Below are 24,679 nucleotides of genomic sequence, written 5' to 3'. Positions count from 1 at the left end.
CTAGGTGAGGAAGCTCTTGAGCTCGAAGACGAGTTTGCGGATGTGGCCGGAGATCACCGGCGTGCCCAGGTCCTTGAAGCGTTGCCGGAACCAGGGGTTGACGCTCTGCTGGCCCGAGCTGTTGACCGAGCCGACCGGGATGAAGCGCACGCCGGAGCGGTGCACGGCCTCGATGCCGTCGAACAGCGGCTGGGAGCGGTCGAACTCGTAGAAGTCCGAGATCCACACCATGACCGTGTTCCGCGGCTCGACGATCTTCGGGCGGGCCAGCGCCATGGCGACCGGCCCGTCGTTGCCGCCGCCCAGCTTCGTACGCAGCAGCACCTCGAACGGGTCGTGCACCCACGGCGTGAGGTCCAGCGCCCGCGTGTCGTACGCGATCAGGTGCACGTCCACCTTGGGCAGGCCGGCGAAGATCGACGCGAGGATGGTGCAGTTGACCATCGAGTCGACCATGGAGCCCGACTGGTCGACCACCACGATGAGCCGGGCCGGGGTGACCCGGCGGGCGGTCTGCCGGTAGTAGAGCCGGTCGACGTAGAGGCGCTCGTCCTCCGGGCTCCAGTTGGTCAGGTTCTGCCAGATCGTGCGGTCCAGGTCGAGGTTGCGGTAGACCCGCTTGGGCGGCACGGACCGGTCGACGACGCCGACGCTGGTCTGTGCGACCTGCGTACGCAGCACCTCGGCGACCTCGTCGACGAAGCGCCGGATGAGTGCCTTGGCGTTGGCCAGGGCCACCCCGGAGAGGTTGGCCTTGTCCCGCAGCAGCTGCTCGATCAGCGACATGCTCGGCGTCAGCCGGCTCGCCAGCACCGGGTCGGCGAGCACCTCCCGCAGGTGCATCCGGCGGACCAGGTCACCCTCGAGGCCGGCCAGCACCCCGCCCAGGCCGTCGCCGCCGCCCTGCCGGCGCAGCCCGCCCGGTTCCAGTCCGAGCGCCTGCTCGAACCAGCCGGCGTCGGACTGCCACCGGGCCAGTTGGCCGGCGTCGACCGGCCCATGGCCGGTGGCGAAGACGTTGAGCAGCAGCTTCGACACCAGGGCGGCGCGGCGTACCTCGGCGGCGCCGGGCGCACCGGATGCGCCCGGCGGCCCGTCGCCTTCTTCCTCGGCAGCCGGCGCGTCAGGCAGGTCAGCGGCCGCAGGGACGTCGGGCAGGTCAGCGGCCGCAGGGACGTCGGGCGTCGGGCTGAGCAGGCCGCGCAGCTCGTCGGCGACGGCCGGGAAGCGCTGGACGACGGTGTCCACCGAGACCGCCGGGTCCAGCAGGGCGGCCGGCAGGCCGAGGTCGTCGACGACCGCCATGCTGGCCGATTCCAGGGTGGGCTGCTCCTCGGGATCGAAGAGCCGGGCCAGCAGCCGCCAGTAGAGCACCTGACGCCGGTTGGCGTCGGTGAGGTCCGCGGGGTTCGGGGTGTCGGTCATCGGCGCAGCAACCGTCCCGCGCGCTCGCGCAGCACCGCCACGGCATCGCCCGCCTTGGCCTCGGCCTTGGCGATCTTCGGATCGGTGACGCCGCCCGCCCAGTCGCCGGTGTGCACGTCGACCGGCCGGCGCTTGACGGTGGCCCGCACGGCCAGGGGTTGCAGCAGCCACCGACCGTCGTCCCACCGCAGCAGGCCGAGGCAGGCGGAGGAGGTGGCCACCAGCTCGGGGGTGAGCGGGCCGCAGGAGGGCAGCCGGTCGACCGCGACGTCGATCGCCTGCCCGTCGAGCGCGAAGGTCGTCGTGCCGTCGTCGTCGCGCACGGTGTAGCCCTCCACCAGCACGGGCTCGGCGATCCCCACGGGGTGCCGCTCCAGCGGCGCCGACGCCGTCGCGACCGCCGCCGGCAACAGCACGCGGGCGGTGGCGAACGGGTCGGCGGGCTCGCCGGGTCGCACCCGCTCGTCGTGCCAGATCAGGTCCGCGCCGCGCAGCGGCAGGCCGGTGACCGTCACACTGCGCCGCTCGGCCAGCGCGGCCAGCAGCACGGGATGGGCGTCCAGCAGGCGCCACAGCGCCGGGCCGACGATCGTCTCGACCTTGACCGCGCCGACCGCGCTGCGGACGAGCCGGGGCGGCCCGCCGTCGGCCGGTTCGAGGATCGCGTGCAGTTGCGCCTGCACGGCGGTGTCGTGCTCGTGCACGTCGACGCCGAGCACGAGCAGCCGCCCGGAGACCTCCTCGACGGCCGTCGGGACGGCGGCGGCCGCCGCGTCCTGGGCGAGCAGCACACCCCGGGCCCAGAGATCGGCCCAGCGCCGGACCGGCGGCTGCGCCATCGTGGCCACCGGCACGCAGGCCCGCAGCTCGGCGGCGAGGCCGTCGAGCAGCACGGCCAGCCTGCGGAGGTGGGGCTCGGCGAGGGCCGCCTCGACCGGCGCCCCGGCCGCGGCCACGAGTTCGTGGTCGAGGCCGGCCCACCCGGTCACCGCAACCTCGTGCAGCCAGGCGCGCGCGCCGGCGCGGGCCGGGGACCCGTCACCCGCGGCCTCGACCGGGCCGGGGGTCCAGGGGGTGCGGGTCCTGCCCAGCGCGGCGTCGAGCTGCCCGAGCAGCGCGTCGTGGGCGGCGCCGAGCAGCGCGCACCGGGCGCCGGCGAGGGCGAGCAGGTGTTCCTCGGCGACCGAGCCGGCGGTGACCTTGGCGGCCGCCTCGGCGAGCCGGTCGCCGAGCGGGGTGGCGGCCAGCGCGCCCGCCAGGGCGGCCAGCGCGGCGGCGTCGTCCGCACCCACCCGGGCGAGGCCGCGGACCAGGGCGTCGTCGAGGCCGGTGACCAGGTCGAGGGCGTCGGCCAGGCCGGTCGGCGTGTCGTCGCGCAGGACGGTGAGCTGTGTGCCGAGCATCAGCGAACCGTCCCGGTGGCCGGGAACCAGTGCAGCTCGGGCAGGGGGACCGTGCTGCCGGGCAGTTCCAGGTAGGACAGGTGGCGCAGGAAGCGGCTGAACACGACGGCGGCGGGGGTCGGCTCGTGCCGCCCGTCCAGGGCGGCGAGCAGCTCCCGGGCGCTGTCCGCCCCCGCGCCGACGTCGACGCGCAGGTAGCGGGCCACCCGGTCGCCGCCGTACTGGAGCAGTGCCTCGTCGGCCAGGGCGTGCAGGTGCTTGCAGGGCGCGCCGCGCAGCCCGCCGCAGGGCCGGTTGTTGTTGGTGCTGCAGTGGTAGGCGTGGGTGCCGGAGGCGATCGACGACACGTAGACCCGGTCGACGTCCGACCCGCTGGAGACCACTCCCTGCAACCGCCCGTCGGCCAACTCGACGAAGGGCACCTTGGCCAGCTTGCGGGGCCGCGAGGGCGGCACCACCCGCACCGTGCTGCGCCGTCGCCACGCGGTCCGTTCCGCGTCAGCCACTGTCCGACCTCCCGTCCGCCGCTCCGCGCAGCCCGTGACGACCCGGACGCCGGAAGGGTCGCCGGCGTCGCTGTGACGACAAGGATCATGGACCACGGGTACGACACGACCCTGAGTCGGGTTTACGGACGGTGGTCGCTGCGGAGGCCGCCGCGCCCCTATGCTTCGGACACCGACGCCGACGGGAGGCGGGATGTCACCGGTCATCGCGGTCGTGGGCAGTGCCGGTGCCACCCGGGTCCACCGCCTGTCACCGCGCGCCGCCGGACGCGTCCCCGTGGCCGGACACACCGGCGGCGGTTCGGTCGGCCGGGGCCGTCGGGGTGCCGCCGACGCCCACCCCGGGGTGCGGTGTCGGGCCGTCGGGACAGGCACCCGATGGTGTAGAAAAGGCGGGGTGAGCGCAGCGATGACGCGCGGCAGGACACATGGTCGCCGGACGGTCCACCGTGGCTGAGACCGAGCTGCCGCCACCGTCGGTCGACACGGGGGCCGCCCTGGTGCGGCTGGGGGACGTACCGCTGGCCGACCTGCTCGCCGGTGCCGGCGACGGCGTGCTGGCCCACGTGCTCGGCACGCTCGTGGCCGGCGACGAGCCGGGCCGGCAGCTCGACGTGTCGGCGTTCGAGTCGAGCTTCTGACGTGTCCGCCGACGCCCCGACGTCGGCCGCCCCACCCCACCCTGACCACGCCGATCCGCCGACCCGGGTCCGGCAGCTCGTACTCAAGGTGCACAGCCGCTGCAACCTGGCGTGCGACCACTGTTACGTCTACCGCAGCGCCGACCAGCGGTGGCGGGAGCGGCCACGGATGATCGCGCCGGGCACCGTGGCCCAGGTCGCGCGGCGCCTCGGCGAGCACCTGGCACGGCACGGCCCCGACCGGGTACGCGTCGTGCTGCACGGCGGCGAGCCGCTGCTGGCCGGCCCGGCGACCCTCGACCGGACCGTACGCACCCTGCGGGCGGCACTGCCCCCGGGAGCGTCGCTCGACGTCGGCGTGCAGACCAACGGCGTACTGCTGGACGAGGAGTTCCTGGCGCTGTGCCACCGCCACGACATCGACGTCGGGGTGAGCCTCGACGGCGACCGGGCCGCCAACGACCGGCATCGCCGCTACCCCGACGGACGGGGCAGTTTCGCCGACGTGGCCGCCGCGCTGCGGCTGCTCGACCACCCGCGGCACCGGTCGCGCTGGGCGGGGCTGCTCTGCACGGTCGACCTGGCCAACGATCCGGTGGACGTCTACGAGTCGCTGCTCGCGTTCGACCCGCCCCGCCTGGACCTGCTGCTGCCGCACGGCAACTGGACCGCTCCCCCGCCCGGGCGCCGGCCGGGCGGCACCGACACCCCGTACGGCGACTGGCTGGTGGCCGTCTTCGACCGCTGGTACGCCACGACGCCCCGCCGCACCGGGATCCGGTTGTTCGAGTCGCTGATCGCGCTGCTGCTCGGCGGCCGCAGCGGCACCCGGGCGGTGGGGTTCGCCGAGCCCGACGTCATGACGATCGAGACCGACGGCACCATCGAGGGCACCGACACCCTGAAGACGACCGACGACGCGTCGATGCGTACCGGCCTCGACGTCTTCCGCCACTCCTTCGACGAGGCGCTGCGGCACCCGTCGCTGGCGGGCCGGCCGACCGGTCCGGCCGCCCTGGCCGCCGCGTGCCGGGCCTGCCCCGTGCTCAGCGCCTGCGGTGGCGGCCTGTACGCGCACCGCTTCCGCGCCGGCGCCGGGTTCGCGCACCCCTCGGTCTACTGCCCCGACCTCTACCGGCTGATCCGACACGTACGACGGGTGGTGGCCGCGGACGTCGACGCCCTGCGCCGCCGCGCCCTGGCCGCTTCGCCCGACGCCGCCCCAGCCCGGCGGCCTGCCTCGCGACGGCGGTGAGCCGGTGGTGCTCTCCCCCGCCCAGCTCGCCGGCCTCGCCGCGGGGCACGGTGACGACGCCACGCTCGAGGTGCTGCGCGTCGGTCAGCTCGGCCGGCGGCGGCTGCTGACCGTCGCCGCCGCGCGCGCGGGCGGGACCGGTTCGCCGGCCGCGCAGTGCCTCGCCCTGCTCACCCTCGCCGAGCGGGCGGATCCGGCGGCCGTCGCCCACGTCCTGGCACACCCGCCGGTCACCGGCTGGGCCACCGACGCCCTGCACGGCCGCCCCGACACGGCCTACCTGGGCGGGCTGGCGGCAGCCGCCGCCCTGCGCGCGGGCCTTCCCTTCACGCTCGCCGTGCCCTGCCCGCGGGGTGCGCTGCTGCTGCCCACGGTGGGCGGCGCGGTCGGGCTCGGCGCCGGCACCGCAGTCGTCCGCGGCAGGGGACGGCGCTACGACCCCGGGTCGGCCGGCGACGGTCGACCGCCGCCGGGGTTGTCGGTGTACGGGCCGGCCGGCGCCGTGCACGCCACCGACGGGTCGGGCGACGGTCACGCCCCGGCACGCGGGTGGCTGCCGAGCCGCCGGCTCACCCCGGGCCGCGACGCGCCCCCGGCCCAGGTGCTCGTCGACGACCAGGATCCGCACCGGAGCCGCTACCACCGACCGCCGACGAGCCGCCTGGACGACGCCACGGCGGACCGGCTCGACCGGCTGACCGGGCAGGCGTGGCACTGGCTGACCGACCGGCTGCCGGCGCACGCCCGGGGCCTGGCCACGCTGCTGCGTACGCTGGTGCCGCTCACGCCGGCGCCGTCCGGGCACCCGGTGAGCGCCACCAGCCGTGCCGCACTGGGTGCCATCGCGCTCTCCGTGCCGGCCGACCCGCAGACACTCGCGCTGCTGCTGGTGCACGAGTTGCAGCACACCAAGCTGGGCGCGCTGCTGGACCTGCTGCCGCTGCACGCGCCGGGCGGTCCGGCCCGCTACCGGGCGCCGTGGCGGTGGGACCCCCGCCCCGTCGGCGCGCTGTTGCAGGGCGCGTACGCCCACCTCGGGGTGGCCGAGGTGTGGCGCTGCCGGCGGCACGAGGACGTCCGCTGCGCGTTCGAGTACGCTTACTGGCGGGTGCAGACCGCGCGGGCCGTCGCGCAGCTCGCCGGCAGCGCGGAGCTGACGGACGACGGGCGGGCCTTCGTGGCGGGCATGGCCGGCACCCTGCGCGGCTGGGAGCCCGCCGGCGACGCGCGGGTCGAGGCCGCGGCGCGCGACGTCGCGGACGGCGGGGCGGTGCGCTGGGCGCTGGCCAACCTGGCCCCCGAAGACGACGCCGTGGCGGAGGTGGCGTACGCGTGGCGGAGGGGTCGGCGCCCGCCCCCGATCGCCGCACCCGCCGTCGTGCCCGGCCCGGCCCGGCCCGCGTCGACCGGCGACACCGGCCCGGAGGCGGCGGTGCGGCGGCGGCTGCTGGCGACGGACCACGGCGGTACGGGCACCAGCCCCAGCGAGGCGGAACGGGTGGACCACGCCGACCGGTCGTACGCGGCGGGTGACACCGGGGGCGCCCTGGCCGGCTACCGCCGCCGGCTCGCCGAGGATCCCGGGGACGCCGACGCGCTGGTCGGCGTCGCGCTGGTCGCCGGACGGCTGGGGCGTACCGCCGCCGCGCGGGTGCTGACCGCCCGCGCCGACCTGGTCCGGGCGCTGTGCCACCGGCTGCCCGGCGCCGACCCCCTGGCGGTCGCGACCTGGCTGGCCGGCGACCCCGACGAACCACTGCCACCGGAACGCTGATACCTGTCCGGTATCGGACGAACGGACTACACCGCCGTCGCGAGATCCGGCGCAGCCAGTCACGGTCTGTGAAGCAGACCGCAGCGCTCGTCCAGGCCGGGCACGGACCGGCCCGGGCGCTCAGAGCAGGGCGGGCGCTCAGAGCAGGGCGGGCTCGATGTAGCCGTTGAACCGGTCGCGCTGGCGGGCCTGGACCACCCGCGGGTTGTCGCCACCGAACAGCTGCACCAGTTGGCCGAACGCGTCGTCGTAGAGGGCGCGGCCGGCGTCGGCCTCGCTCTCGGTGGCGATCCTGCTGACCGCGAGGTTGAGCGCCGCCGAGACGCTGTCCGGGTGCTCGGCGCCGAGGGCCCGGATCAGCTCGACGTACGCGGTGGTGTCCAGCAGCAGGGCGGCGTCTCGCTCGCCGAGCGCGAACAGGTCGTTGGCGAGGTTGAGGGTGGCGAGCAGGGTGTGCGGGTGCCGCTCGCCGAGGCTGGCGAGCAGCTGGTCGCGGACCCGCTGGGCAAGGTCGAGCGCCTGCGGGTGTTCGCCGCCCTTGCGCAGGAACACGCCGAGGTTGTTGAGGCAGGCCAGGGTGATGGCGTGGTCGGCGCCGAGGACCTCGGTGTACGCGTCGCGCAGCCGCCGCGCCATCCGCAGCGCGGTCGGGTTGTCGCCCACCGCCGACCAGGTGGTCGCGAGCGCCATCTCGCAGGAGAGGGTGTCGGCGTGCTCGCCGCCGAGGGTGCGCTGGTAACGCACCACCGTGCGTTCCAGCACCCGGTGCGCGTCGGCGAAGCGGCCGAGCTGGCGCAGGGTCAGTGCCAGCTCCTTGGCGGTACGCAGGGTCTCCGGATGGTCGGGGCCGATGATCTTCTGCTGGTTGGCGGAGGTGCGTTGCAGGACGCTGTGCGAGCGCCACAGCTCCCCGGTGTCGCGCAGCCCCCGGCCGTAGTTGCTGGCGGAGGCGAGAGTGGACGGGTCCTCGTCCCCGAAGCGTTCCCGGCGCCGCTCGTAGATGTGCTGGTCGAGCTGGGCCGCCTCCCGGAAGTGGCCGACGAGCCGCAGCGAGACGGCGAGGTTGTTCTCGGCGGTCAGCGTACGGCCGCTGTCCTCGCCGAAGCTGCGGACGCTCAGCTCCAGGGTTCGTCGGTCGCGCTGCTCGGCGTCGTGGTAGCGGCCCTGGGCACGCAGGTCGGCCCCGAGGCTGCGAGCCGTCATCAGGGTGTAGAGGTGGTGCTCGCCGAAGATCCGCCGCTGCCGGTCGTAGACGTCCTGGTCGATGTCGAAGGCCAGGTCGAACAGGCTCTGCGCGCGCAGGACGTTGGCCAGGTGGAACCGCATCCGCAGCTTGGTGGGGTCGTCCTCGTCGGTGTCGCGCCAGCGTTCCAACGCGTCCTCGGCCAGCGAGCGCGCGGACTCGTAGTCCCCGCGCCGGTAGAGGTAGCGCACCGTGTCGGCGACGAGCTGGCGGGCCTCCTCGGCCGTCGACTCGTGCAGCGCCGAGGGACGTACGTGCGGCCACAGCTCGGCGTAGCGCGGCCAGTTGGCCGGCTTGTCCGGGTCGCGGGGGCTGGCGGCGGCGAGCAGCGACTGGGCCTGGCGACGGGTCTCGGCGGGGTCGTCGAGCTGGTCCCTGATGACCAGCTGCACCAGCCGGTGGATGCGGACGGTGTTGTTCTCCGCGTCGACCTGGGCGAGGCCGTAGCGGCCCAGCTCGGCGGTGACCAGCCCCTGCAGGATCGGGTCGGTGAGGGTGGGGTCGAACGGGGCCATGAAGACGGCGAACCGCTCGCCGGTGAGCATCGCGACCGGGATCGGCTCCGGCGCGTAGTACGAGCACAGCTCCAGCAGGCGCGCGGCGGCGGGCTTCTCCTGCCGCAGCTGGCGCAGGGTGACCAGCCAGGTCGCGGCGAGCGTCTTGGAGTACCCAGCCGACTGCCGGCCCTCCAGGATGCGCAGCAGGCCGGGGGTGTCCAGCGAGGCGAGGTACTGCTGCACGGGCAGCGCCGTGGCCCGCAGGTAGGCCGCGCCCTGCTCCACCGCCAGCGGCAGGTCGCCGAGCTTCTCCGCGACCTGGGTCGCCTCCTCCTCGGTGAGGCCGCGGACACGGTCGCGCAGCAGCTGGACGCTCTCCACCCGGTCGAAGACGGTCAGCTCCGTGGCGCCCGCGTACTCGCTCCAGGTCTGGTCGCGCGTGGTGAGCAGGACGTGCCCGGGGCCCTGCGGCAGCAGCGCCCGGGTGGCCCGCGACGGCTCGTCGGCGTTGTCCATGACGATCAGCCAGCGCCGGCCGGGGCCGCCCCGGCGTAGCGCGTCGAGCACCCGCCGGACCGCCTCGCCACCGCCGCCGGCGCCGAGCCCCATCGCCTCGGCGAGGTCGGCCAGCCCGCCCCGGATCCGTTCCTCGCTGTCGGCGGGGATCCACCAGACGATGTCGTAGTCGCGGGCGAAGCGGAGCGCGTACTCGGCGGCGAGCTGGGTCTTGCCGACCCCGCCGAGGCCGTGGATCACCTGCACGCCGGAGGCGGGCGAGGCGATCAGCCGGTCGCGCAGCGCCTCCAGCTGCGCCGCCCGGCCGACGAAGGTGGTGCCGTGCTGGCGCACGTTCCACACCGCCGGGAACGATCCGGGGAACCGGCCGACCGCCCGGCCGGTCACCGCGTGCGCGGGTGCGCCCGCCTCCTCGAGCAGCAGGGTCCGGGCGGTGCCGGCGTCGACGTCGCTGAGGTCGACCGGGGTGCGGTCGGTGTACGGCAGGGCTAGCCGGGACTCGTCGACCCGCAGCGGCACCAGCACGCCGGTGCCGGCGACCTGGTCCCGGCTGGCGGCGGCCTTCCACGCCTCCCCCGCCAGCGGCGTGGCCGCGAAGTGCCGGGTCAGCACGACCAGCACCCGGCTGGCGGCGGCGAGCGCCCGGTCGAACTCGGTGCGGCCACCCGCGCGGACCGGCACGTCGACCGCGCGCCGGTCCACCCGCAGCCCGGCCTCCTCGAGCTGGTCGCTGATCCACTCCGCCCAGAGCCGGTCCATCGAGGCGTAGCCGACCAGCACGGTCTGCTCGGCGGTGAGCCGGGACCGCTCGAACGCGGTCAGCGAGCGGCGCCGCTCCTCCTCCGGCATCGGCTCCAGCCGGGTGACCCGGCCACCGGTCACCACCGACGCGAGCTGCTCGTACGCCGCCAGCAGGGTGCCCGCCTGCTCCGGACGGTCGCCGAACGCGGCGAGGATCTCCTCGTAGGCGTAGAACGCGCGGTAGGGCACCTCGATGGTGTTCCAGTAGCGGGCCCGCGCGGCGTCGGAGAGGTGGTCGAGGAACGACGCGAACTCGGCCCGGACCAGGTCCCGGCCGGTCTCCAGCTTGCGCAGCTCGGCGTCCTCCACCCGGGTCGGCACCGGCACCAGCAGCGGTGGGTCGTCCGGGCGCTGGGCGCGGATCGAGCGGGCCACGGCCGACGCGCCCCGGATGCTCTGCGTCGACATGGTGAAGCAGTTGACGACGGTGTCGGGCAGCTGCACGGTGCAGATGCCGGCGACGTCGCTCAGGCCCGTACGGCTGTCGATCAGCACGATGTCGTACTCGGCGCGCATCTGCGCGCGGACCGCGTCGAAGAAGGCCGCCCCGCCCTGGCGTTCGTAGAAGTTCGACCAGTCGAAGGTGCTCACCAACCGCGAGTACGCCGAATCCTGCTGGCCGGCCGCCACGAAGTCGATGACGCCGCCGTGCGGGAACTCCCAGTTCAGCGAGACCGCCCGCCGCTGGATCTTGGCGTGCCCGGCGAGCAGTTCCTGCGGGTCGTCGCCGGGGTTGCGCTGCATCGTGGCCATCGAGTAATCCCAGATCATCTCGATGACCCCGGGGGTGGCGCGCAGCTCCGAGTCGCGCAGGAACGGGTGGAAGTAGCGGTGCAGGCCGGGCGACTCCAGGTCCCAGTCCACCACGAGCACCTGAAGGCCCTGGCTGGCCAGGATCCAGGCGACGTTGGCCAGCGCCATCGTGCGTCCCGTGCCGCCCTTGTACGAATAGAACGTGACGATCTGCCCGCGTGCCGCGTCGTTCACCGTCATCGGCTGCCCGCCTCCATCAGGGACCTTCGAGGATCGGGCGGTGCACCGGGCCGTCCGACGGCGGCTCCTGGTAGACCGTGCCCGTACGGTAGATGCGGCTCTGGGCCACGACCAGCGCGTCCTCCAGCTCGGCGTGGAACCGGCCGGCGGTGGCGATCTCCGGTCGCCACATCGCGGGATCGTTGCGCACGACGTGGTGCGACAGGACGCGCGCGAGGGTCTCCCACAACCGCTGGTTGCCGTCGGCCGCCGCGTCGTCGGCGGCCGTCCAGGGCACCAGCACCGGGGTGGTGGTGTCGGGGTCGCGGTCGTAGCCGACGAGGGTCAGCTCGTAGCGCGGCAGGCCGGCCGACCAGACGTCCACCACGAGCACGACGATCTGGTTGTGCGCCCGGGCCCACTCCCGCACCTCGGCGAGGTCGACGGCGTCCTCGACCGTCCAGCCGTAGCTCTTGGTGGTGGCGACCGCCCCGGCGTAGCTGCCGATCGGCGCCTCCAGCTCGGGGCGGTACGGCCGCCAGTCCCGGGCCAGCGCGCCGTAGCGTTCCTCCGCCCCGCTCCGGGTGCCGGCCAGCTCCGCCGCGCTGCCGGCGGCCAGAACGAACCAGACGTGCCGGGCGCTGGTCGATCGGGGCGACCGGGCTGCGGACGACCCGGGAGCCGGTCGCCGGCGCGTGGTCTCGAAGGCGCTGGTGACCTCGGCGAGTACCGGCCGTCGGGCGGGCCGGAGCAGGCGGTGGTCGCGGTCGGTCTGCACGATGTGCTTGGCCAGCGCGTCGACGAAGTCCTGGTATTCGTCGTGGTGCCGGCGGCGCTGCTTCAGGGTGAGCAGCCCGTCCTGGGCGTACACGGCGCCGGCCGGGAAGTTCTTGTGCTGGAAGCCGGTCAACGCCCCGGGCACGCGGTCGCAGGGGATCCAGCGGATCGGCAGCACGGCGGGGGGACGGCGGCGGAACTCCCGCTCGTGCGCGTCGACCCGGTCGGCGAAGACCCGGAACTCGCGTCCGCAGTAGTCACTGACCACGTAGCGGGGGGAGGTCAGCGCCACCAGGCAGGAACTGGTGGCGAGGGCGTCGGCCAACTCCTGCGACCAGGTCGCGCCGAGCGGCATCTGCCCGTCGACGAATCCCGCCTGGTCCCAGCCCACGCCGGCCAGCCGGGCCACCGCCTCGCTGAGATCGCCGAAGAACTCCTGCACCTGGCCGTTGCGGTTGTCCTCATGGGCGTAGCTCAGGAAGAAGAGTGGCACGCCCGCCTCCGCTCACGGGTTCCACGATCGTACGGAAAGTATATGTCCGTCGATGCCAGGGTAGCGTCGTGCGGATCTTCGCACCGACCCGTGGAGAGTCGTATCCCCGACGCTTCCGCGCAGGCGTCGGCGACACACCGCCACATCATGAGTCGCTTAAATAAGGCGCGGCTGATATAAAGGTTTCCGTGCACGCCTTCGACGTACTCGGTGACCCGGTGCGGCGTCGCATCCTCGAACTGCTCACCGACGGCGAGATGACCGCCGGCGGACTGTGCGACGTGATCCGGCGGGAGTTCGGCATCTCCCAGCCCGCGGTCTCCCAGCACCTGAAGGTGCTGCGGGACAACGGCTTCGCCACCGTCCGGGCGGAGGGGACCCGACGCCTCTACGCCGTCGACACCCGCCCGCTGCGGGAGGTCGACCGCTGGCTCGAGAACTTCCGGCGGTTCTGGACGCCGCCCCTGCACGCCCTCGCCACCGAGCTGGCCCGAGGCAAGCGCGAACGGCGGCTGCGCGAGCAGCCGCCCCCGACCGACGACACGACCGACCACGGGAGAGACCGATGATCGACGCGACCGAGCAGATCAACGCCGTACGCCGCCAGCTCGGCCGGCGGGTGCTGGAGGCCGGCGAGGCCCGGGTGATGACCATCAGCCAGACGTACGACGCGCCGCTGGAGGACGTCTGGGACGCCTGCACCAACGCCGAACGCATCCCCCGCTGGTTCCTGCCCGTCTCGGGCGACCTGCGGCTGCACGGCCGCTACCAGCTCGAGGGCAACGCCGGCGGCACGGTCGAACGCTGCGACCCGCCGAAGAGCTTCGCCGCCACCTGGGAGTTCGGCGGCGAGGTGAGCTGGATCGAGGTGCGCCTGACGCCGGTGGAGGACGGTCGGACCCGGTTCGAGCTGGAGCACGTCGCGCACGTCGACCAGGAGCGCTGGGACCAGTTCGGTCCGGGCGCGCTCGGGGTCGGCTGGGACCTGGGACTGCTCGGGCTGGCCTCGCACCTCGCCGCCGACGGCAGCGGGGTCACCCCGCAGGAGAGCGAGGCCTGGATGGTCTCCGAGCAGGGCCGGCAGTTCGTCACGGCCAGCAGCGAGCGGTGGGGCGAGGCGAGCGTCGCCCACGGCACCGACGCCGGACAGGCACGGGCCGCCATGGAACGCACCACGGCGTTCTACACCGGCGCGCCGACGGCCTGACCGCGCGGAGCCGACGGGCCCGGAAATCGCGCGCGTTCCGTCGGACCCCTGCGGCAGACTCGCCGCCATGTCGCCTCGATCCGTCGACGAGCTCGTCGCCGCCGTCCGCGCCGGTGGGAAGATCCGCTACCTGTGCTTCTGGGGTCACCGACCGCAGCGCGACGGCAGCGTCGGGCCCGGCTGCCTGAGCCAGTGGTGGCCCGCCCCGTTCAGTGACGGCGAGCGGACCTACGCCACCGCCGAGCACTGGATGATGTGGCACAAGGCGATGCTGTTCGGCGACACCGCGGTCGCCGGGCGGATCCTGGCGGCCGGGCATCCCCACCGCGCCAAGTCGCTCGGCCGCCAGGTGCGCGGCTTCGACCAGGCGACCTGGGAGGCCCGGCGCCACGACATCGTGGTGGCGGGCAGCGTCGCCAAGTTCGGCCAGCACGACGACCTGCGGGAGTTCCTGCTCGGCACCGGCGAGCGGGTGCTCGTGGAGGCGAGCCCGGTCGACCGCGTCTGGGGCATCGGCCTGGCCGCCGACGACCCGCGCGCGGAGGATCCGGCGCGCTGGCAGGGCGCCAACCTGCTCGGGTTCGCCCTCATGGCGGCCCGCGACGCCCTGGGCGCGGGCCGCCCGTGAGCGCCGGGATCCGGCCCGGAGGAAGGCGGAGCCGCTCACCGCTCGTGCCCGTCCCCCGCCGTGGGGATGCGCCGTGGGGCGCGACGGGCGGCAGGTCGCGGGGGCGCCGGGCGCGCGGGGTAACGTGCTGCGGCATGACCGCCGCGGCGTACTCCCACTGCTCCTTCTGCGGCGCCGCCTACCCGGCGGCGACCGGGTGGCCGCGGATCTGCGCGGTCTGCGGCGAGACGGTCTGGCGTAACCCGCTGCCCGTCGCGGTGGCGGTGCTGCCGGTCCGCACGGCCCGGGGCCTCGGCGTGGTCGTCGTACGCCGCGACATCGAGCCGGCGCGCGGCCAGCTCGCGCTGCCGGGCGGCTTCGTCGAGTACGGCGAGGAGTGGCAGGAGGCGCTGGTGCGGGAGCTGTGGGAGGAGACGGGCCTGCGCGCCGACGCCGCCGACGCCCGGCTGCTCTCGGTGTACGGCGCTCCGGCCGGCGGCACGATGATGGTCTTCGGCGAGTTGCCCGAGCGGCCGGCCGAGGCGCTGCCCCCGTCGGCGCCGACCGAGGAGGCCACCGAGTGGCTGGTGCTCACCGAGCCGACGGAGCTGGCCTTCTCCACCCACACGAGGGTGCTCGCCGAGTTCCTCGCCCGACGCGCGGGCTGAGCCGGGCGCTCAGTCCGCCAGGTAGCGGGCGGGCACCGCGTCGGTGAGCCAGACGCCGTTGGCGCTGCGGTAGAAGGCGTGCCCGTCGCGGGCCATCGCCGCCGCGTCCACGGTCAACACCACCAGCTCGCCCGCCCGGCGCGCACCCACCCGCCGGGCCGTCGCCACGTCCGGCGACAGGTGGACGTGGTGCCGGCCGGCCCGGTGCAGGCCGCTGGCGCGGATCGAGTCGAGCGCGACGCGGCTGGTGCCGTGGTAGAGCCGCGCCGGCGGGTCGCTGGGCGTGAGGCCCAGGTCGACCGGGATCGAGTGCCCCTGGTTGGCGCGGATCCGCTCGGCGCCGTCGGCACCGCGTTCGACGGCGAAGCGCTGCTTGTCGTTGCCGGCCACCACGGCGTCCAGGTCGACGCGGTCGATCCGCAGCGCGGCGAGCAGGTCGTCGACGGGCACCCAGCCCGCCCGGTCGGGCGCGAGGCCGAAGCGGGCGGGCTCGTGCCGCAACGCCAGGGACATCCGCTTGCTCAGCCGCACCATCGTCCGATGATCCATTGGCGGAGTCTCCCCCGCCAGGCCCGGCCGGCGCCATCGGATTCGGCCACGGCGCCCCTCCTGCTGCGGCGACGCGGGAGGGCCGGGCCGAGCACCGCACGCCCGCCGCGAGCGGCGGTGGCGCGGGGAGGAACCGGCCGCGAGGCGATATCCTCGACCGGGTGAACGCGGCCCGGCAGACCGAGCGCAGGCTGATCGCCTCCAACAAGAAGGCGCGGCACGACTACACCGTCCTCAAGACCTACGAGGCGGGCATCGTGCTGGCCGGCACGGAGGTCAAGTCGCTGCGCGAGGGCCGGGCGTCGCTGGTCGACGCGTTCGCTCAGGAACGCGACGGCGAGCTGATGCTCTACGGTCTGCACATCGCCGAGTACGGCTTCGGCAGCTGGACGAACCACGCGCCCCGGCGCACCCGCAAGCTGCTGCTGCGCCGGGTGGAGATCGCCCGCATCCTGGAGCGGACCCGCGAGGGTGGCCTGACCCTGGTGCCCCTGTCGATGTACTTCTCGGGCGGCTGGGCGAAGGTCGAGCTGGCCCTGGCCAAGGGCCGCAAGTCGTACGACAAACGGCAGGCGCTGGCCGAGCGGGACGCCGAGCGGGAGATCGCCCGGGAGCTGGGCCGCCACCTCAAGGGCCGCACCGCGCGCCGGGGCTGACCACCGCCCGCCGGACGTCAGCGGGCGCGCGGCGGCGGCGAGGACGGCAGGGCGGGCCCCGGGGACGGCGGCGCGGACGACCCGGTGGGATCGGCAGCCGGCAGCCGGCCCAGGCAGCGCGGGTCCGGCCGGCCCACCGCCTGCCGGGGGATCATCCAGTCCAGCGCCGTCTCCTCCACGTGCCAGCCGTAGACGTCCACCCGGCTGACCGGGATCCGCCCCGGGTCGGGGCAGAGCAGTTGCCCGCGTACGTGGTCGTTGGGCAGGAAGCGCACCTCGCCCCGCCCGTCGAGCACGATCGTCATCCGGTCGGTCACCGTGACCGCCTCGCCGCGTACCACCTCCCGGACCGGCCCGGCCTCCGGGCCGACCTCCACGGCGACGGCGGGCAGCAGCGGCACCCGCAGGAAGACCACGCCCGTCACCAGTGGCACCACCGCCGCCACCGCGTAGGCGAGGACGCGGGTCAGCGCCGGGGCGACCGGGCGCGGCACCGGGCCGGTGAGCACCACGGCCCCCAGCGGCGGCACGACCAGCAGCAGGGCCGTGGCCAGCTCGCCCTCGCCGACCGCCCTCGGCACGGCGGGCGCCAGCCAGGCGTAGCTCGCGGCCGCCGCCACGACCGGCAGCACCAGGGCGGTGGCGAGGATCCGGCGGGGGCGGTCCGGGTGACGCAGCCGGGTCCGCAGCGCCAGCAGCCAGAGGGCCAGCATCAGCAGCAACGGCAGGAACCGCAGCTGCCAGGTGAGTGCCGCCAGCGCGATCGCCGCCACCAGCACCCAACCGGGCGTACGCACGGTGCCGTAGGCCAGCAGCGAGCGCTCCGGGTCGAACCGGTCAGGCGCGCTGACCTGGAGCAGCCGGCCGAGGACGGCCAACACCAGTACGACGAGCGGGAACGCCCACACCAGCGCGATCAGCAGGGCGCTGAGCAGCCCGAGCGGGCTGACGTACTGCACCAGCAGCAGCATCGTCGGCATGTCCTGCCGGCTGAGCCGCCAGAGCCGCAGCACCAGCAGCAGCACCGGGAACGCGGGCAGCAGCGTCAGCAGCCACTGCTGCGCCTGTTGCGCCTGCTTGGTGCCCGGGCGGCGCTCGGCACCCCCGATCGCGGCCGACCCGGAGACGGCAGGGCCCATCTCTCCCACGGCCACTGCCGCACCTCCACCGTCTCCTCGGGCTCCGGCTGCCGGCCGACCGCCACCTGCTGCGGGTTGCTGTACTGCTGCTCCGAGGCCAGGTACCGGTCGAACGCCGCCTTCCACCGGTCGCCGTCGGGGCCCTTCGCCGACTGTTGGAGGGACAGGTTGACCAGGTCGCGCATCTCGGGGACGGGGCCGGTGTTCACGCCCCACTTCTCCGCCGACTCCGCGCCGATGTCCCAGTGCCGCAGCTCCTTGGGCCGCAGCAGCTTCGTCGCCGGCGGCAGCTCGCCCGGCGGGCGCGGGCCCACGAAGCCGGCCAGGATGGCGGCGTCGGTGGTCACCGCGTCGACCTCGCCGTCGTAGAGCGCCTGGATGCACTGGCTGATCCGGTTGCGGCCGATCGGGTTCGCGCCCGCCTCGCGCAGGCGCTGTTCGGAGGTGGAGGTGCCCAGCGTGCAGACCTTCGCCCGTTCGAGGTCGCGCAGGCTGGCGACCTGTCGGGGATCCGACGCGAGCGTCAGCACCGACTGCTCGGTCTCCAGGTAGGGGAAGGAGAAGGTCACGCCCTGGTCGCGGCGCTGCTCGGTGATGCTGTAGGAGGCGACCACCAGGTCGACCGTGACGAAGCTGCCGTCGGCGTCGCGCGCCTGCCGGCGGGCCCGGTCCTCGCTCTCGATCGACAGCAGCGTCACCTCCGGGGCGTCGAAGCCCAGGTCCTCGGCGATCATGTAAGCGATGTCGATGTCGAAGCCCTCGAACGCGCCGTTCTCCAGCTTCTGCGCCACGCCCGGCTGGTCGTCCTTGACCCCGATGATCAGCCGGTCCCGGTTGGTCAGCCCGGCCCGCTCGCGCAGCTCGTCCCAGGTGGGCGGCCCGGTGGCCACGATGACCCGTACCGTCGCCGCCACGACCACCACGAGCAGGAACAGCAGGGCCGCCAGGCGCAGCTGCCGGGACCGGGAGGCGCGGGCGGGCGCCGCCGGGGGCGGTGGGGTGCTGCTGGTCTCGTCGTCCCGATCCAACTCGGCCCTCCCCGTCGCCGTCCCCCGGTGCGAGCCCTTCATTGTGGTCTATCCCGTCCCGTGGGGACAGCATGCGCACGGGCGGTCGTGTCGCCGGGCCGGTTGCTACGCGTCTGCCAGGGCCGCTGGCAGATGATGGCAGCAGCCACGAGACGGAACCGCCGTCGCACCTCGTATCTGCCGCCCCGGTAGGGTGGCCCGGTGACGTCGTTCCGCATCGGGGAGGCCGCCGAGCTGCTCGGGGTCAGCGCCGACACCGTACGCCGCTGGGTCGACGCGGGGCGGCTCGCCGCCGGGCGCGACGCGCAGGGCCACCGGGTGATCGACGGGGTCGACCTCGCCGCGTTCGCGCGCGGCCAGGCCACCGACCCGGACGACCGGTCGGACGCCTCCTCGGCCCGCAACCGGCTGCGCGGCATCGTGGTCAACGTCGTCAAGGACACCGTGATGGCGCAGGTCGACATCCAGGCCGGGCCGTTCCGGATCGTGTCGCTGATGAGCCGGGAGGCGGTCGACGAACTGGATCTGCGGGTCGGATCGCTGGCCGTCGCAGTGATCAAGTCGACCACCGTGGTGGTCGAACGACTCTCACCGCCCGGCGGCTCCCGGGGGAGGCACGCGTCGTGAGGGCGAAGCGGGTGGCGGCGGTGGCGCTGGTCCTCGCCGGCGTGGCCGGGTGCGGCGGCGGGAACGCCTCCGGCGGCGGATCGGCGGGTGGCCCGCGCGCCGGCGGCACGGTGACCGTGTTCGCCGCGGCCTCGCTGACGGAGTCGTTCACCCGGCTCGGCCGGGACTTCGAGGCGTCCGGCGGCGCCACCGTCGCGTTCAACTTCGCCGGCAGCGCGGCGCTGGCCGCGCAGCTCAACCAGGGCGCGCCGGCCGACGTGTTCGCCTCGGCGGCGCCGCGCAACATGGCCACGGTCACCGGGGCGGGCAACGCCGACGGCGACCCGGCGGTCTTCGCCCGCAACCAGCTCGTCGTCGCCGTGCCGAGAGGCAATCCCCGGGGCGTCGCCGGGCTGGCCGACCTGGCTCGGCCGGGCGTGAAGGTCGCGCTCTGCGCGGAGCAGGTGCCCTGCGGCGCGGCGGCGCGCACGGCGCTCGACGCCGCCTCCGTCGCCGTCACCCCGGTCACCCTGGAGCAGGACGTACGGGGCGCGTTGGCCAAGCTGCGGCTCGGCGAGGTCGACGCGGCGCTCGTCTACCGTACGGACGCGCTGGCCACCGCGGCCGAGGTGACGGCCGTCGAGTTTCCCGAGTCCGCCCGCGCCCTCAACGACTACCCGATCGTCGTGCTGCGCGACGCGCCGAACCCCGACGGCGCGCGGGCCTTCGTCGCGTACGTCCGTTCGGAGCGGGGTCGCGCGGTGCTCGCCGAGGCGGGGTTCCAGGCGCCGTGACGCGTACCCACGGCGGGCGGGTCCGGCGGCGGGGTGCCGGGGTGCCCGTCGCGCTGCTGCTGCCGGCCGCGCTGGGCCTGGTCTTCCTCGTCCTGCCGCTGGTCGGGCTGCTGGCCCGTACGCCGTGGGCCGAGCTGCCGCAGCGGCTCGCCGCGCCGGGCGTGCTGACCGCGCTGCGGCTGTCCCTGCTGACCGCCACCCTGGCCACGCTGCTCTGCCTGCTGCTCGGGGTGCCGTTGGCCTGGCTGCTGGCCCGCGTGGAGTTCCCCGGCCGACGCCTGGTACGCGCCCTCGTCACCGTGCCGCTGGTGCTCCCGCCCGTCGTCGGCGGGGTGGCGCTGCTGCTCGTCTTCGGGCGGCGGGGCCTGCTCGGCGGCTGGCTGGACGCGACCTTCGGGATCAGCCTGCCGTTCACCACCGCCGGCGTGGTGCTGGCGGAGGCGTTCGTGGCGATGCCGTTCCTCGTGATCGCCGTGGAGGGCGCGCTGCGCGCCACCGACGGCCGGTACGAGGAGGCGGCGGCCACCCTCGGCGCCGGCCGCTGGACGACGTTCACGCACGTCACCCTGCCCCTGGTGGCTCCCGGCCTGGCGGCCGGCGCGGTGCTGTGCTGGGCCCGGGCGCTGGGCGAGTTCGGCGCCACCATCACCTTCGCCGGCAACTATCCGGGGCGTACGCAGACCATGCCGCTGGCCGTCTACCTGGCGTTGGAGACGGACGTACAGGCCGCCGTGGTGCTCAGCCTCGTCCTGCTCACCGTCTCGGTGGTCATCCTCGCCGGGCTGCGCGACCGCTGGATCACCAGCCCGTGAGCACGCCGCTGCTGGACGCGCACCTCGTGGTGCAGCGGGACGCCTTCCGCCTCGACGTGCCGCTGCGCGTCGCCGCCGGCGAGGTGGTCGCGCTGCTCGGCCCCAACGGGGCGGGCAAGACCACCGCGCTGCGGGCGCTCGCCGGCCTGCTCCCGCTGACCGCCGGGCACCTCACCCTCGGCGGCGTCGACCTGGACCGGCCGCTGGGGCGCGTCTGGACGCCGACCGAGCGCCGCCCGATCGGCGTGGTCTTCCAGGACTACCTGCTCTTCCCGCACCTCAGCGCGCTGGAGAACGTGGCCTTCGGGCCCCGGCGCCACGGTGCGGACCGGCGCGCCGCCCGCCGGACGGCCCACGACTGGCTGGCGCGGGTCGGCCTGGCCGGGCAGGCCGACCGCCGGCCCCGGCAGCTCTCCGGCGGGCAGGCGCAGCGGGTCGCGCTGGCCCGCGCCCTCGCCGTCGAGCCGGCGTTGCTGCTGCTGGACGAGCCGCTCGCCGCGCTCGACGCGCGTACCCGACTGGACACCCGCGCGGAGCTGCACCGGCACCTCGCCGCGCACCCGGGGGCCACGTTACTGGTCACCCACGATCCGCTGGACGCGCTGGTGCTGGCCGACCGGCTCGTCGTCGTCGAGGAGGGGCGGGTGGTGCAGGAGGGGGACGCCGCGAGCGTCACGGCGCGGCCGCGCACCGACTACGTTGCCCGGCTCGTCGGGCTGAACCTGCACCGGGGCCACGCCGACGGGCACCGGGTCCGGGTCGCCGACGGGTTGGTCCTCACCGTCGCCGACCGGCTCGACGGGGAGGCCTTCGTCGCCTTCCGGCCCTCGGCGGTGGCCCTGCACCCCACCCGCCCCGAGGGCAGCCCGCGCAACACCTGGGCGGCGACGGTGGCGGGCGTGCAGCGGCACGGCGACAACCTGCGGGTGCGCCTCGACGGGCCGATCGGGGTGGCCGCGGACGTCACGCCGGCCGCCGCCGCCCAGCTCCGCCTCGCGCCCGGGCAGCCGGTCTGGGCCGCCGTGAAGGCGGCGGAGACCCACGCCTATCCCGCCGGCTGACACCGCCGCCCCGTGCTGTCGGCACCGCCGCACGGCCCGGGGTGGAACGCGGAACACCGGACGGCACGGCCGCTCGGACGGCGCGGGCCCCGGTCAGGCGGCGGGGTCGGCGGCCAGGAGGTCGGCGTGCGCGGCGCGGAGCCGGGCGAGGCCGGGGTCGCTGCCCGGCGTGACGCGGCGGTCGAGCTCCGCCCACACCTCGGCGAGGGCGGCGGTGACCGCGCGCAGCTCGGCGGAGTGGCGGCGGCTGCTGCGCCGGTGCGCCTCGTCGAGGCGCCGGGCCCAGCCGGCCGTGACGGCGGCGAGGCGGTCCGCGTCGGCGCGGGCCTGGGCGGCGCTGCGGGCGGCCGCCGCGGGGACGATCGCGGCGACGGGTCGGGGGTCGCCGTCGCGGGTGACGACGGTGACGGTGTCGGTCAGCTCGGCCAGCGCGACGAGTTGGGTGAGCCGGGTGCGCGCCTCGCGCAGCGGCACCGAGCGCGGCTGGTCGGTGTGCGGGGTGAGAGCGGGGACAGCCATGGATGGATGGTCGCCCCCGGGTACGACATTTCCGCACGCCGACGGTCCAGGCTGGACAACGGACTCGAAAAAATCGCGCGGGCCGGGGTCCTCGCGGCGGATACGCTGCCCGCCCGACGCCGCGCCGCGAACCGGCGCGGCGAACCCGCCACGTGAAGGAGATGCCGTGTCCCGCCTCGACGTCCGGACGGTCGACCTGCGGACGATCAACTCGCTGACCAAGTACCCGTCGATTCCCACGTACCACGCCCTGGACCCCCGTGACGGCGGGCTGCTGGCGGAGTGCGTGGCGTTCACCGGGTCGGTCACGCTCACCGAGAAGGTCGACGGGACGAACGCCCGGATCGTCGTGCTGCCCGGCGGCGCGTACCTCATCGGCAGCCGCGAGGAGCTGCTGTACGCGCGGGGCGACCTGATCGTCAACCCCGCGCTCGGCATCGTCGACGCCCTGCGCGACGTGGCCGAGCGGCTGAGCGTCGCGGCGGCGGACGACCGGATCACGGTCTTCTACCTGGAGGTGTACGGCGGCAAGGTCACCGCCGCCTCCCGGCAGTACACCGCCGAGCGCCAGGTCGGGCACCGGCTCTTCGACGTGGCCGTGCTGGACGACCCCGCCCCGATGCTCGACTGGCCGACGCAGCGGATCTCGGCCTGGCGCGACGGCGGCGGTCAGCGGTTCCTCGGCGAGGCGGACCTCGTCGGGCGGGCCGACGCGCTGGGCCTGCCGACCGTGCCCCGGCTGGCCGCCGTCCCCGCCGAGGACCTGCCCCGCGACATCGACGGGACGCACGCGTTCCTGACCGGGCACCTGCCCCGGACCCTGGTGGCCCTGGACGGCCCGGCCGGCCGGTCCGAAGGGCTGGTGCTCCGCGCGGCGGACCGCTCGGTCATCGCCAAGGCGCGGTTCCAGGACTACGAGCGCGCCCTGCGGCGCCGCGAGGGCCGGCGCTGACCCGGCTCGGCGGACGCGCCCCGGGGGTGCGTCCGCCGAGCGGGCCGACGAGCGGGTGGACCGCCGCGTCGGCCGCCGGACCGGAGTCGCAAAGGCGAGCGCCGTCCCGCAATCCGATCTGGACAACTACAGTTAACAATCCTAATAATTGTGCATCCGTCGATCCGACGGCCCTCGTAACCGGGAGGTCCGGATGCGTCGCCCTGCCCGAAACCTGCTGCTGGCCGCCGTCGCGGCCCTCGCCACCGTCACGGCCACCACGCTGACCCTGGCCGCGCCGGCCCGCGCCGCCGGCCCGACCGCCACCTTCGTCAAGACCGCCGACTGGGGCACCGGATGGGAGGGCCGCTACACCGTCACCAACGGCGGCCCGAGCACCATCACCGGCTGGCAGGTCGCCTTCACCCTGCCGACGGGCACCACGCTCGGCTCCTACTGGGACGCCACCGTGAGCAGCTCCGGCCAGCGGCACACCTTCACCAACCGCTCGTGGAACGGCACCGTGGCCCCCGGCGCCTCGGTGTCGTTCGGCTTCCTGGCCACCGGAGCCGGCACCCCGACCGACTGCACGCTCAACGGCGCGCCGTGCTCCGGCGGGACGCCCACCAGCCCGCCGACCACCGCGCCGCCGACCAGCGCCCCACCCACCACGGCACCGCCGACGACCGCACCGCCCACGACGCCGCCGACCACCCCGCCGCCCACCACTCCCCCGCCCGGCGGGCTGCCCCGGCACGCGCTGATCGGTTACCTGCACGCCAGCTTCGCCAACGGCTCGGGCTACCTGCGGATGGCCGACGTGCCCGCCGACTGGGACATCGTCAACCTCGCCTTCGGCGAGCCCACCACGGTCACCTCCGGCGACATCCGCTTCCAGCTCTGCCCGCCCAGCGAGTGCCCGGGCGTCGAGACCGAGGCCGAGTTCGTCGCGGCGATCCGCGCCAAGCAGGCGCAGGGCAAGAAGGTGCTGCTCTCGATCGGCGGGCAGAACGGCCAGGTCCAGCTCACCACGACCGCCGCCCGGGACACCTTCGTCCGGTCGGTGTCGGCCATCATCGACCGGTACGGCCTCAACGGGCTCGACATCGACTTCGAGGGGCACTCGCTCTACCTCGACGCCGGCGACACCGACTTCCGCAACCCGACCACGCCGGTGATCGTCAACCTGATCTCCGCGATCCGCACCCTCAAGCAGCGGTACGGGGCGGGCTTCGTGCTCACCATGGCGCCGGAGACGTTCTTCGTCCAGCTCGGCTACCAGTTCTACGGCTCGGGCCCGTGGGGCGGGCAGGACCCGCGCGCGGGGTCGTACCTGCCCGTGATCCACGCGCTGCGCAACGACCTCACCGTCCTGCACGTGCAGGACTACAACTCCGGGCCGATCATGGGGCTCGACAACCAGTACCACACCATGGGCAGCGCCGACTTCCACGTCGCGATGACCGACATGCTGCTCGCCGGCTTCCCCGTCGCCGGCAACCCGGACCGTTTCTTCCCGGCACTGCGCGAGGACCAGGTGGCCTTCGGCGCGCCCTCCTCCCCCAGCGCCGGCAACGGCTACCTCGCCCCCGCCGGGGTGCAGGCCGCGGTGACCTGCCTGGTGAAGGGGCAGGGCTGCGGCCCGTACGTCCCGCGCAGCGGCACCAACCCGGCCTTCCGGGGCCTGATGACCTGGTCGATCAACTGGGACCGGTTCTACGCCTGGGAGTTCCGCCTCAGCCACGGCCCGTTCCTGCGGTCGCTGTCCTGATCGGACGCCGCCTCGCCGGGCACCCGGT

The 24,679-nt window shown here is 75.0% G+C and carries 23 protein-coding genes; 14 read left to right on the top strand and 9 right to left on the bottom strand.

Annotated features, from left to right (window positions below; translation table 11 throughout):
• The 3 genes from ACTMS2_RS27020 to ACTMS2_RS27010 are packed head-to-tail and all read right to left on the bottom strand — an operon-like array spanning position 1 to position 3,334.
• Entirely contained in the window at positions 1-1,425 is a 1,425-nt protein-coding gene (locus ACTMS2_RS27020; protein ID WP_441177911.1) for a VWA domain-containing protein, read from the bottom strand.
• The gene (locus ACTMS2_RS27015) at positions 1,422-2,828 is read right to left on the bottom strand and encodes a hypothetical protein (RefSeq protein WP_441177910.1); all 1,407 of its coding nucleotides are present in this window, start codon (positions 2,826-2,828) and stop codon (positions 1,422-1,424) included. The genes ACTMS2_RS27020 and ACTMS2_RS27015 overlap by 4 nt, the downstream gene beginning before the upstream one ends.
• Positions 2,828-3,334 carry a hypothetical protein gene (locus tag ACTMS2_RS27010; RefSeq protein ID WP_441177909.1) on the bottom strand — a complete coding sequence of 169 codons (507 nt, stop codon included), beginning with the start codon at positions 3,332-3,334 and terminating at the stop codon, positions 2,828-2,830. The genes ACTMS2_RS27015 and ACTMS2_RS27010 overlap by 1 nt, the downstream gene beginning before the upstream one ends.
• A 449-nt stretch (positions 3,335-3,783) precedes the next feature.
• Here ACTMS2_RS27010 and fxsA point away from each other — a divergent pair, with 449 nt between their 5' ends.
• From fxsA to ACTMS2_RS26995, 3 genes are read left to right on the top strand one after another with little or no spacing between them, the layout of a single operon-like run.
• A complete protein-coding gene (fxsA, locus tag ACTMS2_RS27005; RefSeq protein WP_158241992.1) occupies positions 3,784-3,975 on the top strand; it encodes an FxSxx-COOH cyclophane-containing RiPP peptide in 192 nt (63 codons plus the stop codon).
• 1 nt (position 3,976) lies between these two features.
• A complete protein-coding gene (locus tag ACTMS2_RS27000) occupies positions 3,977-5,230 on the top strand; it encodes an FxsB family cyclophane-forming radical SAM/SPASM peptide maturase (protein WP_441177908.1) in 1,254 nt (417 codons plus the stop codon).
• 4 nt (positions 5,231-5,234) lie between these two features.
• On the top strand, positions 5,235-7,004 hold the full coding sequence (locus tag ACTMS2_RS26995) for an aKG-HExxH-type peptide beta-hydroxylase (protein ID WP_441177907.1): 1,770 nt from the start codon (positions 5,235-5,237) through the stop codon (positions 7,002-7,004).
• A 138-nt stretch (positions 7,005-7,142) separates the two neighbouring features.
• Here ACTMS2_RS26995 and fxsT read toward each other — a convergent pair whose 3' ends face one another.
• Positions 7,143-11,054 carry an FxSxx-COOH system tetratricopeptide repeat protein gene (gene fxsT, locus ACTMS2_RS26990; RefSeq protein ID WP_441177906.1) on the bottom strand — a complete coding sequence of 1,304 codons (3,912 nt, stop codon included), beginning with the start codon at positions 11,052-11,054 and terminating at the stop codon, positions 7,143-7,145.
• Positions 11,055-11,070: 16 nt separating this feature from the next.
• Positions 11,071-12,303, bottom strand: coding sequence for a TIR-like protein FxsC (locus ACTMS2_RS26985; protein WP_441177905.1), 1,233 nt, complete (start codon positions 12,301-12,303; stop codon positions 11,071-11,073).
• 188 nt (positions 12,304-12,491) lie between these two features.
• On the opposite strand from ACTMS2_RS26985, the gene ACTMS2_RS26980 reads away from it, so the two are divergent.
• The 4 genes from ACTMS2_RS26980 (at position 12,492) to ACTMS2_RS26965 (ending at position 14,785) form a co-directional block, all read left to right on the top strand.
• Complete coding sequence (locus tag ACTMS2_RS26980; protein WP_088999901.1) at positions 12,492-12,872, top strand: ArsR/SmtB family transcription factor; 381 nt, start codon at positions 12,492-12,494, stop codon at positions 12,870-12,872.
• Positions 12,869-13,510 (top strand): SRPBCC family protein, encoded by a 642-nt coding sequence (locus ACTMS2_RS26975; protein ID WP_441177904.1) that lies wholly within the window; start codon positions 12,869-12,871, stop codon positions 13,508-13,510. The genes ACTMS2_RS26980 and ACTMS2_RS26975 overlap by 4 nt, the downstream gene beginning before the upstream one ends.
• A gap of 67 nt (positions 13,511-13,577) precedes the next feature.
• Positions 13,578-14,138, top strand: a complete 561-nt coding sequence (locus ACTMS2_RS26970) for an NADAR family protein (RefSeq protein WP_441177903.1) — start codon at positions 13,578-13,580, stop codon at positions 14,136-14,138.
• Between the two features lie 134 nt (positions 14,139-14,272).
• Positions 14,273-14,785, top strand: a complete 513-nt coding sequence (locus tag ACTMS2_RS26965) for an NUDIX domain-containing protein (protein ID WP_441177902.1) — start codon at positions 14,273-14,275, stop codon at positions 14,783-14,785.
• A gap of 9 nt (positions 14,786-14,794) precedes the next feature.
• Here the strand turns inward: ACTMS2_RS26965 and ACTMS2_RS26960 are convergent, their stop codons facing one another.
• Positions 14,795-15,334, bottom strand: coding sequence for an RNA 2'-phosphotransferase (locus ACTMS2_RS26960; RefSeq protein ID WP_441177901.1), 540 nt, complete (start codon positions 15,332-15,334; stop codon positions 14,795-14,797).
• A 161-nt stretch (positions 15,335-15,495) separates the two neighbouring features.
• Here ACTMS2_RS26960 and smpB point away from each other — a divergent pair, with 161 nt between their 5' ends.
• On the top strand, positions 15,496-15,990 hold the full coding sequence (gene smpB, locus ACTMS2_RS26955) for an SsrA-binding protein SmpB (protein ID WP_088999896.1): 495 nt from the start codon (positions 15,496-15,498) through the stop codon (positions 15,988-15,990).
• Between the two features lie 17 nt (positions 15,991-16,007).
• Here smpB and ACTMS2_RS26950 read toward each other — a convergent pair whose 3' ends face one another.
• The gene (locus ACTMS2_RS26950; protein ID WP_441177900.1) at positions 16,008-17,144 is read right to left on the bottom strand and encodes a hypothetical protein; all 1,137 of its coding nucleotides are present in this window, start codon (positions 17,142-17,144) and stop codon (positions 16,008-16,010) included.
• The gene (locus ACTMS2_RS26945; protein ID WP_441177899.1) at positions 17,036-18,157 is read right to left on the bottom strand and encodes a transporter substrate-binding domain-containing protein; all 1,122 of its coding nucleotides are present in this window, start codon (positions 18,155-18,157) and stop codon (positions 17,036-17,038) included. The genes ACTMS2_RS26950 and ACTMS2_RS26945 overlap by 109 nt, the downstream gene beginning before the upstream one ends.
• 201 nt (positions 18,158-18,358) lie before the next feature.
• On the opposite strand from ACTMS2_RS26945, the gene ACTMS2_RS26940 reads away from it, so the two are divergent.
• The 4 genes from ACTMS2_RS26940 to ACTMS2_RS26925 are packed head-to-tail and all read left to right on the top strand — an operon-like array spanning position 18,359 to position 21,430.
• Positions 18,359-18,784: a TOBE domain-containing protein gene (locus ACTMS2_RS26940; RefSeq protein WP_441177898.1), complete on the top strand. Its 426-nt coding sequence runs from the start codon at positions 18,359-18,361 to the stop codon at positions 18,782-18,784.
• Positions 18,781-19,557, top strand: coding sequence for a molybdate ABC transporter substrate-binding protein (gene modA, locus ACTMS2_RS26935; protein ID WP_441177897.1), 777 nt, complete (start codon positions 18,781-18,783; stop codon positions 19,555-19,557). Before ACTMS2_RS26940 ends, modA begins: the two co-directional genes overlap by 4 nt.
• On the top strand, positions 19,554-20,369 hold the full coding sequence (locus ACTMS2_RS26930) for an ABC transporter permease (protein ID WP_441177896.1): 816 nt from the start codon (positions 19,554-19,556) through the stop codon (positions 20,367-20,369). Before modA ends, ACTMS2_RS26930 begins: the two co-directional genes overlap by 4 nt.
• Positions 20,366-21,430, top strand: a complete 1,065-nt coding sequence (locus tag ACTMS2_RS26925; protein ID WP_441177895.1) for an ABC transporter ATP-binding protein — start codon at positions 20,366-20,368, stop codon at positions 21,428-21,430. The genes ACTMS2_RS26930 and ACTMS2_RS26925 overlap by 4 nt, the downstream gene beginning before the upstream one ends.
• 93 nt (positions 21,431-21,523) lie before the next feature.
• Here the strand turns inward: ACTMS2_RS26925 and ACTMS2_RS26920 are convergent, their stop codons facing one another.
• The gene (locus tag ACTMS2_RS26920; RefSeq protein WP_357879109.1) at positions 21,524-21,949 is read right to left on the bottom strand and encodes a type II toxin-antitoxin system Phd/YefM family antitoxin; all 426 of its coding nucleotides are present in this window, start codon (positions 21,947-21,949) and stop codon (positions 21,524-21,526) included.
• A gap of 166 nt (positions 21,950-22,115) precedes the next feature.
• Between ACTMS2_RS26920 and ACTMS2_RS26915 the strand changes: the two genes are divergently transcribed.
• Both ACTMS2_RS26915 and ACTMS2_RS26910 read left to right on the top strand, forming a co-directional pair.
• Positions 22,116-22,901, top strand: coding sequence for an RNA ligase family protein (locus ACTMS2_RS26915; protein ID WP_441177894.1), 786 nt, complete (start codon positions 22,116-22,118; stop codon positions 22,899-22,901).
• Between the two features lie 214 nt (positions 22,902-23,115).
• Entirely contained in the window at positions 23,116-24,651 is a 1,536-nt protein-coding gene (locus ACTMS2_RS26910; protein ID WP_441177929.1) for a chitinase, read from the top strand.
• Positions 24,652-24,679 lie beyond the last annotated feature (28 nt).

The organism is Micromonospora sp. SD12 (assembly GCF_052068495.1).
GTDB classification, from domain to species: Bacteria; Actinomycetota; Actinomycetes; order Mycobacteriales; family Micromonosporaceae; genus Micromonospora; species Micromonospora echinofusca.
The sequence above is the reverse complement of the archived record's forward strand: the minus strand, read 5'-3'. Positions and strand labels throughout refer to the sequence as shown.

Coding starts and splice junctions, on each gene's coding strand:
- ACTMS2_RS27020 (WP_441177911.1), bottom strand. CDS start 1,425: ATGACCGACACCCCGAACCCCGCGGACCTCACCGACGCCAACCGGCGT.
- ACTMS2_RS27015 (WP_441177910.1), bottom strand. CDS start 2,828: ATGCTCGGCACACAGCTCACCGTCCTGCGCGACGACACGCCGACCGGC.
- fxsT (WP_441177906.1), bottom strand. CDS start 11,054: ATGACGGTGAACGACGCGGCACGCGGGCAGATCGTCACGTTCTATTCG.
- ACTMS2_RS26975 (WP_441177904.1), top strand. CDS start 12,869: ATGATCGACGCGACCGAGCAGATCAACGCCGTACGCCGCCAGCTCGGC.
- ACTMS2_RS26970 (WP_441177903.1), top strand. CDS start 13,578: ATGTCGCCTCGATCCGTCGACGAGCTCGTCGCCGCCGTCCGCGCCGGT.
- ACTMS2_RS26965 (WP_441177902.1), top strand. CDS start 14,273: ATGACCGCCGCGGCGTACTCCCACTGCTCCTTCTGCGGCGCCGCCTAC.
- ACTMS2_RS26960 (WP_441177901.1), bottom strand. CDS start 15,334: ATGGATCATCGGACGATGGTGCGGCTGAGCAAGCGGATGTCCCTGGCG.
- ACTMS2_RS26920 (WP_357879109.1), bottom strand. CDS start 21,949: ATGGCTGTCCCCGCTCTCACCCCGCACACCGACCAGCCGCGCTCGGTG.